Source organism: Isoptericola sp. NPDC060257 (assembly GCF_042726645.1).
Taxonomy (GTDB): Bacteria; Actinomycetota; Actinomycetes; order Actinomycetales; family Cellulomonadaceae; genus Isoptericola; species Isoptericola nanjingensis.
This window is the reverse complement of sequence record NZ_JBHXAW010000015.1, coordinates 14,417-29,859: the sequence shown is the minus strand read 5'-3', so window position 1 is coordinate 29,859 and position 15,443 is coordinate 14,417. Positions and strand designations below refer to the sequence as shown.

Annotated in this window: 15 protein-coding genes; 11 read left to right on the top strand and 4 right to left on the bottom strand. The window is 74.3% G+C overall.

Annotated features, from left to right (window positions below):
• The first annotated feature begins 93 nt into the window (after positions 1-93).
• The 3 genes from ACFWEK_RS02665 (at position 94) to ACFWEK_RS02655 (ending at position 2,354) form a co-directional block, all read left to right on the top strand.
• Entirely contained in the window at positions 94-678 is a 585-nt protein-coding gene (locus ACFWEK_RS02665) for a hypothetical protein (RefSeq protein WP_430552998.1), read from the top strand.
• Between the two features lie 132 nt (positions 679-810).
• Positions 811-1,407: a SigE family RNA polymerase sigma factor gene (locus ACFWEK_RS02660; protein WP_430552997.1), complete on the top strand. Its 597-nt coding sequence runs from the start codon at positions 811-813 to the stop codon at positions 1,405-1,407.
• Entirely contained in the window at positions 1,404-2,354 is a 951-nt protein-coding gene (locus tag ACFWEK_RS02655) for a hypothetical protein (protein WP_430552996.1), read from the top strand. The genes ACFWEK_RS02660 and ACFWEK_RS02655 overlap by 4 nt, the downstream gene beginning before the upstream one ends.
• A gap of 37 nt (positions 2,355-2,391) precedes the next feature.
• Here ACFWEK_RS02655 and ACFWEK_RS02650 read toward each other — a convergent pair whose 3' ends face one another.
• Positions 2,392-3,375, bottom strand: coding sequence for a hypothetical protein (locus ACFWEK_RS02650; RefSeq protein WP_430552995.1), 984 nt, complete (start codon positions 3,373-3,375; stop codon positions 2,392-2,394).
• Between the two features lie 407 nt (positions 3,376-3,782).
• On the opposite strand from ACFWEK_RS02650, the gene ACFWEK_RS02645 reads away from it, so the two are divergent.
• The 7 genes from ACFWEK_RS02645 (at position 3,783) to ACFWEK_RS02615 (ending at position 11,417) form a co-directional block, all read left to right on the top strand.
• A complete protein-coding gene (locus ACFWEK_RS02645) occupies positions 3,783-5,426 on the top strand; it encodes an ABC transporter substrate-binding protein (protein WP_430547256.1) in 1,644 nt (547 codons plus the stop codon).
• A 94-nt stretch (positions 5,427-5,520) separates the two neighbouring features.
• Complete coding sequence (locus ACFWEK_RS02640; protein ID WP_430547257.1) at positions 5,521-6,525, top strand: ABC transporter permease; 1,005 nt, start codon at positions 5,521-5,523, stop codon at positions 6,523-6,525.
• Positions 6,518-7,465: an ABC transporter permease gene (locus ACFWEK_RS02635; protein ID WP_430552994.1), complete on the top strand. Its 948-nt coding sequence runs from the start codon at positions 6,518-6,520 to the stop codon at positions 7,463-7,465. The genes ACFWEK_RS02640 and ACFWEK_RS02635 overlap by 8 nt, the downstream gene beginning before the upstream one ends.
• A gap of 5 nt (positions 7,466-7,470) precedes the next feature.
• A complete protein-coding gene (locus ACFWEK_RS02630; protein WP_430552993.1) occupies positions 7,471-8,514 on the top strand; it encodes an ABC transporter ATP-binding protein in 1,044 nt (347 codons plus the stop codon).
• Entirely contained in the window at positions 8,507-9,793 is a 1,287-nt protein-coding gene (locus tag ACFWEK_RS02625) for an ABC transporter ATP-binding protein (protein WP_430552992.1), read from the top strand. The genes ACFWEK_RS02630 and ACFWEK_RS02625 overlap by 8 nt, the downstream gene beginning before the upstream one ends.
• Positions 9,794-9,795: 2 nt before the next feature.
• Entirely contained in the window at positions 9,796-10,620 is an 825-nt protein-coding gene (locus tag ACFWEK_RS02620) for a type 1 glutamine amidotransferase (protein WP_430552991.1), read from the top strand.
• Entirely contained in the window at positions 10,620-11,417 is a 798-nt protein-coding gene (locus ACFWEK_RS02615; RefSeq protein ID WP_430552990.1) for a serine hydrolase, read from the top strand. The genes ACFWEK_RS02620 and ACFWEK_RS02615 overlap by 1 nt, the downstream gene beginning before the upstream one ends.
• Here ACFWEK_RS02615 and ACFWEK_RS02610 read toward each other — a convergent pair.
• Genes ACFWEK_RS02610 through ACFWEK_RS02600 form a run of 3 tightly spaced genes read right to left on the bottom strand, consistent with a single transcriptional unit; the run spans position 11,414 to position 14,829 of the window.
• On the bottom strand, positions 11,414-12,670 hold the full coding sequence (locus ACFWEK_RS02610) for a CynX/NimT family MFS transporter (RefSeq protein ID WP_430552989.1): 1,257 nt from the start codon (positions 12,668-12,670) through the stop codon (positions 11,414-11,416). The two genes, ACFWEK_RS02615 and ACFWEK_RS02610, sit on opposite strands and share 4 nt — an antisense overlap.
• Positions 12,671-12,687: 17 nt before the next feature.
• Positions 12,688-13,191 (bottom strand): MarR family winged helix-turn-helix transcriptional regulator, encoded by a 504-nt coding sequence (locus ACFWEK_RS02605; protein ID WP_429764450.1) that lies wholly within the window; start codon positions 13,189-13,191, stop codon positions 12,688-12,690.
• Positions 13,192-13,248: 57 nt separating this feature from the next.
• A complete protein-coding gene (locus ACFWEK_RS02600) occupies positions 13,249-14,829 on the bottom strand; it encodes an MFS transporter (protein WP_430552988.1) in 1,581 nt (526 codons plus the stop codon).
• 126 nt (positions 14,830-14,955) lie between these two features.
• Here ACFWEK_RS02600 and ACFWEK_RS02595 point away from each other — a divergent pair, with 126 nt between their 5' ends.
• Positions 14,956-15,414: a MarR family winged helix-turn-helix transcriptional regulator gene (locus tag ACFWEK_RS02595; RefSeq protein ID WP_430547265.1), complete on the top strand. Its 459-nt coding sequence runs from the start codon at positions 14,956-14,958 to the stop codon at positions 15,412-15,414.
• Positions 15,415-15,443: the final 29 nt, after the last annotated feature.

Here is a 15,443-nt window from a genome sequence, read left to right as displayed (position 1 = left end):
GCGCCAGGGCGCCCTCCACTTCGGGTGTGACTACCGTGCGCGCGATTCCCCGACCTGCCTCCTGTCGTCTCACCGTGGTGGCAGGCTGAGGTCGTGGCTGACTCTCGCGTGATCGTGGACGACGGCGACGCCGGGCTGGTGCTGACCGTGCTGCCCGGCGTCGGGTACACGGCGGAGGGGCCGGTGCTGGCGCGACCGGCCGAGGCGCTGCGTGCCGCCGGCTGGACGGTGCGGACCGTCGTGTGGGACGGGCGGCCGGACTTCGACGTCGCGCGGCGGGTGTACGCGGAGGTGCTGCGGGACGGTGTGGCTGCGGCGCCCGCGGCGACGCAGCTGGTGCTGGCGAAGTCGCTCGGCACGCTGGCGCTGCCCGTCGCCGTCGAGCTGGGGCTGCCCGGGGCGTGGCTGACGCCCCTGCTCACCGCCGACCGGGCGCCGGAGGTGCGCGACGCCGCCGCCGGGCTGGGGACGTCGGGCGTGCCGGCGCTGCTGGTGGGCGGCACCGCCGACGGGCTGTGGGACGGCGGGCTGGCCGCGGCGTCCGGCGCGCGCGTGCTCGAGGTGGACGGCGGCGACCACTCGCTCGAGGTGGACGACGACCCGGAGCGCACCGCCCGGGCGCTCGACGACGTGACGGCCGCCGTGGGCGACCTCGCGCGAGTCGCCCGCGGCCTCTGACCGCCGCGGCAGTTCGGTTTCACTGCGGCAGTTCGAGCTGCCGCCGTGAACCTGAACTGCCGCGCTGGGTGCGGCCGGCGTCGTGACCAAGTCGTGACTCAACCTGCGGACCCGCCCGGTCGTGTACAACACATGACCGTGACGATGACGGCCCGGGCCGAGGCCGACCCGCCCGACGACGTGGGGTTCCGGCTGCTGCGCACCGGCGCGACGTCCGAGGAGGAGTTCACCTCCTTCATGCGCGACGCCGCGCCCGCGTTGGCGCGGACCGCGTGGCTGCTGTGCGGCGACGCGCACCTCGCCGACGAGCTGGTGCAGCAGGCGCTGACGCGGACGTACCTCAAGTGGTCGACGGCGCGGGAGGGCGATCCGCTCGCCTACGCCCGGCGGGTCCTCGCGAACCTCCGCATCGACCTGTGGCGCAAGCGCCGGCGCGAGGTGGTCACCGCCCCCGCCGAGCTGCCGGAGGGCGCCGCGCGTCGGTCCGACGCCGACCACCACGCCGACCGCGACCGGCTCGTCCGCGCCCTGGCGACGCTCAGCACGCGGCAGCGGCGGATCGTCGTGCTGCGGCACCTGATCGGCCTCACCGAGCGCGAGGTGGCGGCCGACCTCGGCGTCTCCGTCGGCACGGTGAAGTCCACCGCGTCGCGCGGGCTGGCTCAGCTCCGGTCCATCCTCGAGGCCGCCGACGGAATTGCACGGACCGAGCGGGGAGGCGCCCGATGACCCCCGACGACGAGCAGTTCGCGCGCGAGCTGCGCGCCCACGTGGACGACGTGGCACCGCGGATCGACGTCCGCACCGACGGCGTCGTCCCGGCGGCCCGACGACGGCGCGCGCGCCGGGCCCTCGTGAGCGGCGTCGCGTCCGTCGCCGTCGTGGCAGTGGCCGCCGCCTGGTGGGTGGAGGCCAACCCGTGGTTCGCGGCCGAGGTCTCACCTGCCGGCCCCGACGTGCCGGTCGTCGTGCGCGAGACACCGGAACGTCCGGAGCCCAGCACGGAGCCCGGTGCCGAGCTGGGGGGATGGCCGGACGACCCGTACTGGCTCGTGACCTCCGAGACGGCCGGGGCGGGTGACCCTGACTCCGTGGAGACCCGGCAGACCTGGTACGGGCACACCGACCCGGGCCTGTGGGTGACCGACGGCGACCTCGAGCGGCCGGACGCGTTCGGCCAGGCGATCTGGGGGGTGCTGCTCATCGACGGGGAGTGGGTGCAGATCCACTGGGACGAGCTGTACTCCCTGCCCACCGACGCCGAGGACCTGGACGAGCTGCTGCGCGGCAGCGTCGAGGACGACCGCGGCGTGGGCACCCCGGACGACAAGATCTTCGAGATGGCGAAGGACCTGCTCACCGCCAGCCCCGCACCCCCGGAGGTGCGGGATGCCCTCTGGGCCGTGATGTCCGGATTGCCGGGCACCAGCGTCGAGGTGGAGAAGGAGGACTCGCGCGGACGGACGGGGGAGAGGCTCGAGCACGAGGCGACGGAAGGGGGGACAGTCCGGCTCGCGTACGACACCGACGAGCACCGCCTCCTCGAGGTCGAGGATCTCGGCATCGACGGCCAGGCGCTGTGGCGCAGCACCTACCTCGAGGAGGGGCCCGCCGACGACACCCCCGTCGAACCGACCCTGGAGATGGCCGGCTGCGCCCGGTGGGAGAACTGCTGAGGGCGGCCACCGGCCCGCTCACCGCGGCAGTTCGGCCTCACCGCGGCAGTTCGAACTGCCGCCGCGAACGCGAACTGCCGCCGTGAGCGCGCGCCGGCGGTGCCGGCAGCAGCGGGTTGATCCGCGCCGCGCGTCGGACGTCGGCCGGGAACCGCGCGAGCAGGCGTCGCGCGACGCCGTCGGGGTCACGGGCGTCCCGGGCGACGAATCGCAGCGGCCGCACGCCGAGCCGCTCGGTGATGGCGTCCTCGCGCACCTTCTCGTCGAACAGCGCCTGCTCGGCGTCGTAGCCCGGGCCGAAGGCGCCGTCGCGGTACTTGATCCGGCCGTCGAACTCGGCGAGCACGCCGTGCTCGAGCCAGGCGACGTCGACGAAGAAGCGGCCGGCGCGCGTGTCCACCCTGAGCTGCGTCCCGGGTCGCGGGAGGCCGGCCCGTACCGCCACGTACCGCAGCCAGGTCTCCCACGGCGGGTCGACCTGCCCCTCCGCCAGGTCGAGCAGCAGGCGCGCCCTACGGACCCCGCGGCGTCGCCCGACGAGCAGCCGTACCGCCTCCGCGCGGTCGAGGCCACGACCGAGCGCCCAGTCGGCGACGACGAGGCCGCCGAGCGGGTGCATCGTCGTGACGCAGTCGACGACGGTGCGCGTCAGGTCGGTGATCGGCAGTCCCTCGCGCTGCACCCAGCGCTCCGGCAACCCGCGCCGTCGGACGATGTCGTGGGCCGATCGTGAGCTGGCGCCCGAGCGCTGCAGCACGTGCGTCGTCGACGGCGTCTCCCACAGCGGCACGCCCCAGACCAGGGCCGCGGACTCGTGGCTGAACACGTGGTCGGCGTCGAGCTGCTGGTGGACGGCGGCCAGGTGGTCGCGGGCGTGGGCATGCGGGTCGTGCGTACCGGCCCGTGGCGCGCGGTAGGCGCCCCGGCGCACGCGCTCGATCTCTCGCGCGGCGGTCGCGCGCCGCAGCTCTGCGGGGTCGTGGTGACTTGCGATCAGGAGGGCGCGTTCGTCGTCGCTCATGCCCGGGATGGTGCTCGGTGCGCACTCGTCGCGGCACCGTCCGACGTGCGGCTGTGGAGGGAACCCGGCCTGGGGGCAGCGTCGTCGCGGCAGTTTCGCCCCACCGCGGCAGTTCGAACTGCCGCCGCGAGCCCGGACTGCCGCCGTGAGGACGCGGGCGGTGAGCCGGGCCCGCTCGCGCGACCGGGCCGACGTCGGGCGCGACACGCGGTCGATCGTTACCCATCCTTAACAGTGATTTTCACCACGGGAGGCCATGATGGCGATATGTTCCACGGCAACGCCGTCGCGGGCCCGTGCGCGCGGCCGGCGGCGACGTGCACGACGACGTGAGCACGGCATGGCGACGGCGCCTTGAGCGACCAGGACGTGGGGAGAAGCCGGTGACGATGGGGCGAAGGGCTGCAGTGGCGGCCACGGCGACAGCGGTGGCGCTGGTGCTGGCGAGCTGTTCGGGCGGCGGCGGGGACGACGACGGCACGGACGGCGGCGGGGGAGGCGGTGGCAGCGACCCGGACGCGACGCTGCACCTGTCGCTCTCGCAGGACGTCGAGACGCTGCTGCCGATGGACTCGAACGTCGGGGACAACATCTCCGTGCTCGACGTCGTCTACGACGGGCTGGTCCGGTACGACCCGAAGACGACCGAGCCGTACAACTACGTGGCCGAGAGCGTCGAGACCGAGGACAACACGGTCTGGACGATCAAGATCAAGCCGGACCTGACGTTCCAGAACGGCGAGCCGGTGGACGCCGACGCGTTCGCCCGGGCCTGGAACTACGCCGCGTACGGCCCGAATGCCATGGCGAACAACTACTTCTTCGAGCGCATCGCCGGCTACGACGAGATGCAGGGCGAGACCGACGACGACGGCAACGTCACCAAGGAGCCCGAGGCCGAGACGCTGTCGGGCCTGAAGGTCGTCGACCCGCAGACGCTCGAGGTCACCCTCACCGGGCCGTTCGCGGGCTTCTCCACGATGCTCGGCTACACCGGCTTCTTCCCGATCGCGCAGGAGTGCCTCGACGACATCGAGGCGTGCGCCGTGCAGCCGATCGGCAACGGCCCGTTCCAGGTCGAGAAGTGGGACCAGGGCGTGAACCTCACCGCCCAGCGGTGGGAGGACTACACGCTCGAGGAGACGCCGGAGTACGGCGCCATCGAGTGGACCGAGTACACGGGCGAGGACAACTGGCCGGACTTCCAGGCCGGCAACCTCGACTTCGCGGTGCCGCCGCCGGCCGAGCAGCAGGCCGCCGCCAACGACCCCGACCTGCAGGAGAGGTACGTCGAAGGCCCGGGCGCCGCGCTGACCTACCTGGCCTTCCCGCTGTACAAGGACGGCCCGTGGACGGACGTCGAGTTCCGCAAGGCGATCTCGCTCGCCGTCGACCGGCAGGGCATCATCGACGCCCTCCTGCCCGGACAGCGGGTCCCCGCGGACTCCTGGGTGGTGCCCGACGTCGTGCCGGGCGGCACCGGCGGCACCTGCGAGTGGTGCACCTTCGACCCGGAGGCCGCCAAGGCGGCGCTGGAGAAGGCCGGCGGCTGGCCCGACGGCGAGAAGCTGACCATCCACCTCGGCCAGGACGCCACCGAGCAGGAGCTGTTCAAGGCGGTCGGCGACTCCATCCAGGAGACGCTCGGCATCCCGTACGAGCTCGACGCGACGCCGGACTACTTCGCCCGGCGCGCGGCCCGCGACTTCTCCGGCCCGTTCCGCGCCAACTGGTTCCCGGACTACCCGCTCAACGAGAACTACCTCGCCCCGGTGTACGCCAGCGGCGACGAGAAGAACGGCAACGTGGAGTTCGGCTACTACAGCGCGGACTTCGAGGCGGCCGTCAAGGCAGGCGACGAGGCCGCGACCCTCGAGGAGGCGGTCACGCAGTACCAGGAGGCGGAGAAGATCCTGGCGACCGACTTCCCGACCGTCCCGCTGTTCGTGGCCCAGAACACCGACTACTACAGCGAGAACGTGTCGAACGTCGTGCTCGACCCGTTCAGCGGTGAGCCGAAGCTGCGCCTCCTCGAGGTCACGAACGGCTAGTCAGTTCGCTGGTTGAGCTTGTCGAGACCGCTGTCGCACGGGTCGCGACAAGCTCAACCGGCGTCCCTCCCCGCACCACCAGAAAGTTCCGTGAATGGGCCGCTACATCCTGCGCCGCTCCCTCCTGGGGGTGGCCACCCTGCTGCTCGTGATGTTCGTGCTGCACCTGCTCACGACGTTCGCGATCCAGCTCAACGGCAACCCCGCCCTGGCATTCTTCGGCGACAAGGTGCCCACGAAGTCGCAGCTCGCCGCCGTGGAGACACGCTTCGGCCTGGACGACCCCTGCTACGACCAGACCGGCAACCCGTGCCTGGGCCCGTTCGTGGAGCGCCTCGGGCAGTACGCGCAGGGTGACTTCGGCACCAACCTGCGGGGACGCGAGGTCACGGACATCGTCGCGACCGCCGCCCCGAACACCCTGAAGCTGTTCCTCGTCGTGACGATCGTGTGGTTCGTGCTCGGCATGGGCCTCGGCACCGCGGCGGCCCGCCGGCGCGACCGGTCCGCCGACCACGGCATCCGGCTGACGTCGGTGCTCATCGACGCGTTCCCGATCTTCGTGCTGCTGCTCGTGTACCGGTACGTGTTCGCCGTGCCGCTGAACGGCTGGGCCGAGGACACGTTCGGGGCAGGCAGCCTGCCCGCCCTGTGGTTCAGACCGTCGTTCGACGACGACCACCCGTGGGCGACGCTCCTCGTGCCCGGCATCCTGCTGGGCCTCGCCGGGTCGGCGGCGTTCATCCGCCTCGTCCGCGCGAGCCAGCTGGAGTCGTACGCGGGGGACCACGTGCGCACCGCGCGCTCGCGGGGCCTGAACGAGCGGCACGTCGTGACGCACCACGTGATCCGCAACTCCGCGGTGCCCGTGGTGACCGCGGTCGGCCTGACCTTCACCGAGGCGCTCGCGGGCGCCGTCGTCACCGAGGGGATGATGAACATCTACGGCATGGGCGGGGTGCTCTGGGAGGCGGTCCGCGCCGCGGACGTCGCGCTCATCCTCGGCATCGTGACGATCCTCGCCGCCGTGACGGTGGTGGTGATGCTGGTCGTCGACATCGCCTACGCCGCCCTCGACCCGAGGATCCGCTATGCCTGAACGCACCGCTCCCGGTCCCACGGCGGCCACCGCCACCCCGGACGCGCCGGCGGTCGACGCGTCGACGTCGCTCGGCGGCGACGCCTGGCGCCGGCTGCGCCGCCGGCCCGACGTGATCGCGGCGGCCGTCGTCGTGGTCTTCTTCGCCGTGATGGCGGCCTTCCCGCGGCTGTTCACCAGCACGAACCCGCAGAGCTGCGTCATCGGGGACTCGAAGATCCGGCCGCAGGGCCTGGGGGGCGAGCACCCGCTCGGCACGGACGTGCACGGGTGCGACCTGCTCGCCCAGCTCGTGCACGGCGCCCGCCCGTCGCTGACGCTGGCGTTCGTGGTGGTGGGCGCGTCCCTGCTCATCGGGGTCACGCTGGGCCTGCTGGCCGGGTACTACCTCGGGTGGGTGGACTCGGTGGTGTCCCGCACCATCGAGGTGTTCCTCGTCATCCCGCTGCTGCTCGCCGCGCTGCTGCTCCTCACGCTGTTCCGCAAGGTGAGCGTGGGCGGCGGCACGTTCGACGTCATCCTGCTGCCGGCGGTGGTGCTCACCATGTTCGGCTGGATGGCGTACGCGCGGTACGTCCGCGCGGCCACGCTCGAGGCCAAGAACCTCGACTACGTGACGGCTGCCCGCGCGCTCGGCGCGTCCGACCTGCGGGTGATGGTGCGGCACGTGCTGCCCAACGCGATCGGTCCGGTCACGGCGCTCGTGCCGACCGCGATCGCCGGCGTGATCAGCACGGAGGCGGTGCTGGCGTTCCTCGGCATCGGCGTCCGGCCGCCCGCGATCAGCTGGGGCATCATGATCACGAACGGTGCGGACTGGGTGACCGGCGGGTACGCGTACCTGCTCCTGTACCCGCTCGGGTGCCTGGTCCTCACGGTCCTGGCGCTCGTCGCCCTCGGCGACGCCCTGCGCGACGCCCTCGACCCGAGGCTCCGGTGATCCCCGTGACCGAGACCCTGATCCCCCCGGCCGACGCCGAACGCTCCGCCGGCGACGTCCTGCTCGAGGTGGAGGACCTGGCGGTCGAGTTCCGGTCGGACGACGGCGCGGTGCGCGCCGTCGACGGCCTGAGCTACCGCGTGGAGGCGGGCCGCACCCTGGCCCTGGTCGGCGAGTCCGGCTGCGGCAAGTCGGTGAGCTCGCTGGCCGTGATGGGGCTGCTGCCCCCGACGGCGCGCATCGTGCGGGGCACCGCGCGCTACCGCGGCACCGACCTGCTCGCGCTGTCGCCGACCCGGCACCGCGCACACTGCGGCACGCACGTCGCGATGGTCTTCCAGGACGCGCTCGCCGCGCTCAACCCGGTGCACACCGTGGGCTACCAGCTCACCGAGTCCCTGCGCTCGCGCACCGGGGCGTCGCGGCGCGAGGCGCGACGGCGCGCCGTCGAGCTGCTCGACCTGGTGAAGGTGCCGAACGCGGCGCAGCGGGTGGACGAGTACCCGCACCAGTTCTCCGGCGGCATGCGGCAGCGCGTGATGATCGCGTCCGCCCTGGCCCTCGACCCGGACGTGCTCATCGCCGACGAGCCGACGACGGCGCTCGACGTCACCGTGCAGGCCCAGGTGCTGCGGCTGCTCGCCGAGATCCAGGCGGAGCGGCAGATGGGGCTCGTGCTGATCACCCACGACCTCGGGGTCGTCGCGGGCGTCGCCGACGACGTCACCGTGATGTACGCCGGCCGCGCCGTGGAGCACGCGCCCGTGCGCGACCTGTACGCCGCGCCCGCGCACCCCTACGCCAGGGCCCTCCTGCGCTCGGTGCCGCGGCTCGACTCCGGCGCAGAGGTGGCCGGCGGCCGGCTGCCCGTCGTGCCCGGCCGGCCCCCGGCGCCCGGCCGCGTCCCGTCGGGCTGCGCGTTCCACCCGCGCTGCGACATGGCCCAGGACCTGTGCCGCACCGTCGAGCCGCCGCTCGACCACGTCGCCCCGGGCCGGTCGTCGGCCTGCCACTTCGCCGCCGAGCTCCTGGGAGGCGTCCGTGCCTGAGACCGCTACCGGCCCCGCCGTCGCACCCACGGCGTCCGACGACGTCGTCCTCGAGGTGCGCGACCTGGCCAAGTCCTACCCGGTGCGCCGGGGCGTCGTCGTCAAGCGCACCGTGGGGCAGGTGCAGGCCGTGGACGGCGTCTCGCTGGCGCTGCGCCGCGGGCGCACGCTCGGCCTCGTGGGGGAGTCCGGGTCCGGCAAGTCCACGCTCGCGCGCGTACTGGTCGGGATCGAGAAGCCGACGCGCGGGCAGGTGCTCGTCGACGGCGAGGACGTGTCCACGATGTCGCGTGGCGCCCGCCGCGAGCTGCGCCGGAACGTGCAGATGGTGTTCCAGGACCCCTACACGTCGCTCAACCCGCGCATGTCGGTGGGGGAGATCGTCGCGGAGCCGTTCCGCATCCACCGCGACGCCGTCCCCGCCGGGGGCCGGCGGCGGGCCGTGGCCGAGCTGCTCGAGCTGGTCGGCCTCGACCCCGACCACGCGCACCGCTACCCCCACCAGTTCTCCGGCGGGCAGCGGCAGCGCGTCGGGATCGCCCGGGCGCTCGCGGTCAAGCCGCGCGTGCTCGTGTGCGACGAGCCCGTCTCCGCCCTCGACGTGTCCGTGCAGGGCCAGGTCATCAACCTGCTGGAGGACCTGCAGGACGAGCTGGGCCTGGCGTACCTCTTCATCGCGCACGACCTCGCCGTGGTCCAGCACATCGCCGACGAGGTCGCGGTCATGTACCTGGGCCGCGTCGTCGAGGAGGGCGACCGCCCCGCGGTGTACGACGACGCGCACCACCCGTACACCAAGGCGCTGCTGTCCGCCGTGCCGGTGCCCGACCCCACCGCCCGCCGCGACGACGAGCTGATGCTCGAGGGCGACCCGCCGTCGCCCGCCGACCCGCCGTCCGGCTGCCGCTTCCACACCCGCTGCTGGCTCGCCCACCGGCTTGCGGCGGAGGAAGGGCTCGGGGGTGACGGCGCCGTGCCCGCGCGGTGCCGCACCGAGGACCCGGTGCTCGTCCCGATCGGCCGGCCCGACGGCGGTCGTGGGGGCGCGGCGACCGTGCCGCACGCCGCCGCGTGCCACTTCGCCCGGGAGGCCGCCGCGTTCGGCGGGCACCCGACGGCGGGCTCCGCCGCGGCGACGGACGACCCGGCCGCGGTCGTCGAGCACGACGTCGAGCACGACGCCGCACCGGACGCCGACGACCACCAGAGGGGGGACGACGACGGCCCCGTGCCCGAGACCGTCCCCGACCGCCCCGTCCTCGAGAGCAGGGAACGCTGACCGTGACCGACCGACCGACCGTCGTCCTCGTCCAGAACTCCCCGCACAGCGGCCCGGGCCGCCTGCCCGACTGGCTGGAGGCGGACGGCGCGGCCGCCGTCGTCGTGCAGGGCGCGGACCTCGTGGAGCAGGTCCCGTCGCTCGCCGCCGCCGGGGCCGCTGCGCCCGACGGCGTGGCCGGCCTCGTGCTGCTGGGCGGCGGCCTGCTGCCCGACGAGGACGAGCGGGCGCCCTGGCTGCCGCACGAGCGCGCGCTCGTCGCGGAGGCGCTCGACGCCGGCGTCCCGGTGCTGGGCATCTGCCTGGGCGGTCAGGTGCTCGCGCACGTCACGGGCGGCACCGTGACGGGCCGTTCGGGCGAGACGGAGAAGGGGCTCTGTCCCGTGCGGCTGCTCGACGACGCGGCCGACGACGCCCTGCTCGGCCCGCTCGGGGAGCTCGCCGAGGGCGGCGAGGTCCGCATGGTCGAGAGCCACGTCGACTCGATCACGGGGCTGCCGCCGCAGGCCGTGCACCTCGCGACGAGCGACGCGTGCGGCGTCCAGGCCTTCCGCGTGGGTGACGTCGCGTGGGGGCTGCAGTTCCACCCGGAGGCCGCGCCCGAACGCATCGGCACCTGGGACGCGGACGAGCTCGCCGAGCTCGGCTTCGACCGCGACGCGCTGCTCGCCGCCGCGCTCGAGCGCGCGCCCGAGAACGAGAAGCAGGCCCGCGCGCTCGCGGCCGCGTTCGCCGCCGTCGTCCACCGCTGTGGGTGGAAGACACGCCCTCGACACGCGGAGGAACGGGGCCACGATCCCGCCCACGACGTCTCGGGGGTGCGCTGATGGTGAGCACGGGCACGCACTCGGACGGCGTCCCGGTCGTCGCGTACCAGGTGCGGCGGGCGGGCGGCGAGGTGCTCGCCGAGCGCGACGCGGACGCGCCGTTCTACGCCGCGTCGACCGTCAAGCTGGCCGTGCTGGTCGCGGCCGCCCGCGCGCTGGACGCCGGGGAGCTCACGCTCGACGAGGAGGTGGCCAGCACCGACACGTTCCGGTCCCAGGTGCCCGGCGAGCCCGACTACCGCATCGAGCCCGACGACCTCGACCCCGGCATGCCGCCGCCGGGCACGTCCATGCCCGTGGGGCTGGTGGTCGAGCGGATGATCGTCGTGTCGTCCAACGAGGCCACCAACATGGTGATCGACCTCGTCGGCCTCGACGCGTGCAACCGCGCCCTGGCCGACGTCGGCGCCGCCGGCAGCGTCCTCGGGCGCAAGTACAGCGACCTGGCGGCCGAGGCCCGCGGCGACTCGCACCGCACGACGCCCGCCGACCTGGCGGCGCTGATGTCCGCCGTCGTCACCGGGCAGCTCGCCGGGCCGGAGCGCACGCTCTGGATGATCGACCTGCTCGCGCGCCAGACCGACCGGCAGCTCACCGCCGCCGTGCCCGAGGGCGTGCCCTACGGCTCCAAGTCGGGCTGGGTGGACGGCATCCGGCACGACGTCGCGTTCGTCGGCACGCCGGGGCCGGGCGCCCTGGTGATCGCCGTGTGCACGCGCGGCTACGACGAGGCGCACGCGGAGGAGGCGCTGCGGGCGCTGGGCTCCCTCGCGATCACCCTGGCGGAGGATCGCTAGGCGCCGTCGACGGCGGGCCGGGCCGACGCCACCCACATCGCCGCGGCCATCGTGGCGAGCACGCCCGCGACGAGGGCCAGCGGCACCGTCCACCCGTGGGACGCCTCGTGCACGGCGCCCATCACGGTCGGGGCGAGCACCGCGCACCCGTAGCCCGCCGTCTGCACCACCGCCGACGACCGTCGCGCGACCGCGACGCCCGGGCTGCGCTGCGCCACGAGCGTGAAGATCACGGTGAAGTTGCCGCCCTGGGCGGCGCCCGCCAGCCCCACCCACAGCCACCACAGCCCGGGCGCCAGCAGGAGCCCGAGCGGCAGCGAGATCCACATCGCCGCCATGAGCATCGCGACAGCGCGGGCCGACAGGCCGCGCGAGAACGCCGCCGGCACGAGGAACGACCCTGCCACCGCGCACAGCTGGAACGGGGCCGCCGCGCTGCCCGCGCCGGCGGCGCTCATGCCGAGCCGGTCGTGGAGGATCTCGGGCAGCCACGCCGTCACGGCGTAGTAGCCGAAGGCCTGCCCCGCGAACGCCACCGACAGCAGCACGACGAGGCGCCGGACGGCGGACCTGGCCTTCGGGTCGAGGGCGTCGAGCTCCGCGCGCGCCGACGGCGGCCGGACGCGGGCGCCGCCCTCCCCGCGCGGTGCCGCGGCCCGGCCCCGGGCGGCGAGCCGTCGCCCGGCGGGCACCCAGGCCGCGATCGCGACCACGGCGAGCACTCCCCACCCCGCGAGCGCCCACTGCCAGCCGAACGCCGTCGCGAGCGGCACGGTGAGCATGGTGGTGAACGTCGACCCGAGGTTCATCGTCGCGCTGTACGCGCCCGTGACCGCGGCGGCCCGGCGGCGGAAGTCGCGGGTGATGACCACCGGCACCGCGACGTTGCCGATCGTGATCGCGACACCCAGCACCGCGCTGCCGGCGAGGGCCGCCGGCACGGAGCCCCCCGAGCGCAGCAGCGTCCCGGCGAGGATCCCCGCCATCGAGACGCCGAGCGACAGCTCCGGGCCCGCCCGCGCGACCAGCACCGACGCCAGCGGCGTGCACAGCGCGAAGCAGAGCACCGGGACGGAGGTGAGCAGGCCGGCGCCCGCGGACGTGAGGCCGAGCGACGCCGCGACGTCGTCGACCACGGGGGGCAGCGACGTGATGGGGGCGCGCAGGTTGAGCGCGACGAGCAGCAGCGCCGCCAGCAGCAGGCCGGCGCGGGCGCCGTCGTCGCGGGCGGAGGGGGAGGGGTAGGACGTCACGCGGCGGGCATCCCCGATCACTCGTCGAACTGCGCGACGACGGTGCGCAGCAGCGCGGCGAGCTGGGGGCGCACGGCGGCGGGCAGCGCGTCGAGCACGCGCGCCTCGACGTCGAGCAGGTCGCTCATCGCGGCGTCGACCCGCTGCCGGCCCGCGGCGGTGAGCTGCACGAGCACGCCGCGGCGGTCGGACGGCGCGCGGTGGCGCTCCACCAGCCCGCGCTCCTCGAGCCTGTCGATGCGGTTGGTCATGGTGCCGCTCGTCACGAGGGTCTGCGCGACGAGGACGCCGGGGGACAGGCGGTACGGCTCGCCGGCGCGGCGCAGCGCGGACAGCACGTCGAACTCCCAGGTCTCCAGGTCGTGCCGGGCGAACGCGCCGCGCCGCGCGCGGTCCAGGTGCCGCGCGAGCCGGCTGACGCGCGAGAACACGGTCAGCGGCTCGACGTCCAGGTCCGGGCGCTCGCGGCGCCACGCGTCGACGATCCGGTCGACCTCGTCGGACCGTGCCTCCACATCCATGCGCCGAGACTACTCCCGGTCTCTCGACGTCAAGAATCTTGACGCGTGTGATCTACCTCAGGCGTGGCCCGCCCCGCCCTCGACCGTCTCGACGAGCACCTGCCCGGCGGTCGCGCGGCGCGAGGAGCGCAGCGTGACCCACGCGACGACCGCGACGACGACCGCGACGACGGCGGCGACCAGGAACGCGGCGTGCACGCCCGAGACGTAGGCGCCCTCGGCGGCGCGGGCGGCGACGTCGTCCAGCCCGGCGGGCACCGACCCCTGCGCCAGGCCCTGGAGCGCGCCGTCGTCGAGGCCGAGCCCGGCGGTGCCGGCGTGGACCTTCGCGGCGACGACGGCGGACATCACGGCGGTGCCGAGCGCGCCGCCGATCTGGATGCACGTGGACTGGAAGCCGCCCGCGACCCCGGCCAGGTGCACGGGCGCGGACCCGACGATCGCCTCCGCTCCGGCGGTGACCGTCATCCCGGTGCCCATCGCGAGGACGACGAACGCGACCGCCATGACGCCGTACGGCGACCCGGCCGACGAGGTCGGCAGCACCAGCAGGCCCACGGCGGTGAGGCCCAGGCTCAGCGTGCCGGTCGCGCGCGTGCCGATCCGCGCGACGAGCAGGGCGCCGACCGGGGCGGAGACGATCGAGACGGCGGACATCGGCAGCAGCATCAGGCCGGCGTCCAGCGCGGTGGCCCCGCGCAGGTTGATGAAGAACATCGGCAGGATGAACGTCGAGCCCATCAGCACGAAGAAGTTGGCGGCGATCATCAGCCCCCCGGTGCCGACCGTCGTCCCGCGAAAGAGCGACAGCGGCAGCAGGGCGTCGCCGGTGCGCGCCTCGGTGCGGGCCTCCAGGGCGACGAACCCGACGATGACGAGGACGCCGAGCGCGAGCAGCCCGAGGGTGCGCGCGTCGCCCCAGCCCCACGTCTCGGACTGCACGATGGCGAAGACGGTCGCGACCAGCCCGAGCGCGAGCACGACGACGCCGCGCAGGTCGAACCTGCCGGTCGTGGGGAAGCTGGTGCGGGGGAGCAGGAACAGCCCGTAGACGAGGCCGGCGGCGGCGACCGGGACGTTGACGAAGAACACCGACGGCCAGCCGGACGACGCCTCGAGCGCACCGGCCAGCGTGGGGCCGACGGCGATCGCGATCGACGAGACGCCGCCCCAGATCCCCACGGCCATGCCGAACCTCTCGCGCGGAAAGGTGGCGCGGAGCATCGCGAGGGTCTGCGGCATGAGGATGCCGGCCGCGACGCCCTGCACGACGCGGAACGTGATGAGCCCCGTGGCGGTGGTCGACAGGCCGATGGCGACCGAGGCCAGCGTGAAGAGCACGAGGCCGCTCAGGTACAGCGTGCGGTGGCCGTACCTGTCGCCGAGCTTGCCCGCCAGGATCAGGGTGGCGGCCAGCCCGAGGAGGTAGCTGTGCGTGACCCACTGCAGCTGCACGAACGTGGTGCCGACGTCGGCGGCGATCGCGGGATTGACGATCGAGACGACGGTCGCGTCCAGGCCGACCAGGAACAGCCCGAAGGCGACGCCGACGAGGGTCAGCGCGGGACGCCCCCGCAGCGGTCGGTGCGCGGGCGGGGACGCGGTGACGTCTGGGGCGAGGGCCGGTGCGCTGCTCACGGTGGCTCCTTGGTGTGGAGGCGCCGTCGGTGGGCCGGACGGCGCGCGCAGAGGAACGCCCGGGCCGCGGCCCGGGCGGAGAATGATTATGAAACTATAACTATATCGACGGCCTAGGATCGGGCCATGCCCGACGAGACGATCGTCACGCCCGGCCTGGCCGACCTCGCCGACGTCCTCGTCGAGCTGGCCCGCCACCTGGACGTCCGCTCCCCGGAGCTGCGCGACATCGTGCCGCTCACCGGGACGGAGGTGGCCGTGATCCGCGAGATCCACCGCACGTCGCGTCCGACGCCGTCGCGCATCGCCGTCGCGACGGGGCTCGCCCGCAGCAACGTCAGCACCGCCCTGCGCGCGCTCGAGGCGCGCGGGCTCGTGCTGCGCGAGCACGCCGACGGCGACCGGCGCACCGTCCGGCTGGTCGCGACCCCGCTGGCCGACGAGCACCTCGCGCGCATCAAGGCGTTCTGGGACCGCCGACTCGGAGCCGTGCCGGACGACGTGCGCGACGCCGCGCTCCGCGCGCTGCCGGCCCTCGGCGCGCTCGCGGAGGCCCTCGTCGAGGCTCGCGCGCAGGAGGCCTGAACCACCTCGGCAGGGCCGGTACTACCTCG

Bases quoted from the DNA above. Each gene is read 5' to 3' on its own strand.
- ACFWEK_RS02660 (WP_430552997.1), top strand. From the start codon at position 811: ATGACCGTGACGATGACGGCCCGGGCCGAGGCCGACCCGCCCGACGAC.
- ACFWEK_RS02655 (WP_430552996.1), top strand. From the start codon at position 1,404: ATGACCCCCGACGACGAGCAGTTCGCGCGCGAGCTGCGCGCCCACGTG.
- ACFWEK_RS02650 (WP_430552995.1), bottom strand. From the start codon at position 3,375: ATGAGCGACGACGAACGCGCCCTCCTGATCGCAAGTCACCACGACCCC.
- ACFWEK_RS02640 (WP_430547257.1), top strand. From the start codon at position 5,521: ATGGGCCGCTACATCCTGCGCCGCTCCCTCCTGGGGGTGGCCACCCTG.
- ACFWEK_RS02635 (WP_430552994.1), top strand. From the start codon at position 6,518: ATGCCTGAACGCACCGCTCCCGGTCCCACGGCGGCCACCGCCACCCCG.
- ACFWEK_RS02615 (WP_430552990.1), top strand. From the start codon at position 10,620: ATGGTGAGCACGGGCACGCACTCGGACGGCGTCCCGGTCGTCGCGTAC.
- ACFWEK_RS02605 (WP_429764450.1), bottom strand. From the start codon at position 13,191: ATGGATGTGGAGGCACGGTCCGACGAGGTCGACCGGATCGTCGACGCG.
- ACFWEK_RS02595 (WP_430547265.1), top strand. From the start codon at position 14,956: ATGCCCGACGAGACGATCGTCACGCCCGGCCTGGCCGACCTCGCCGAC.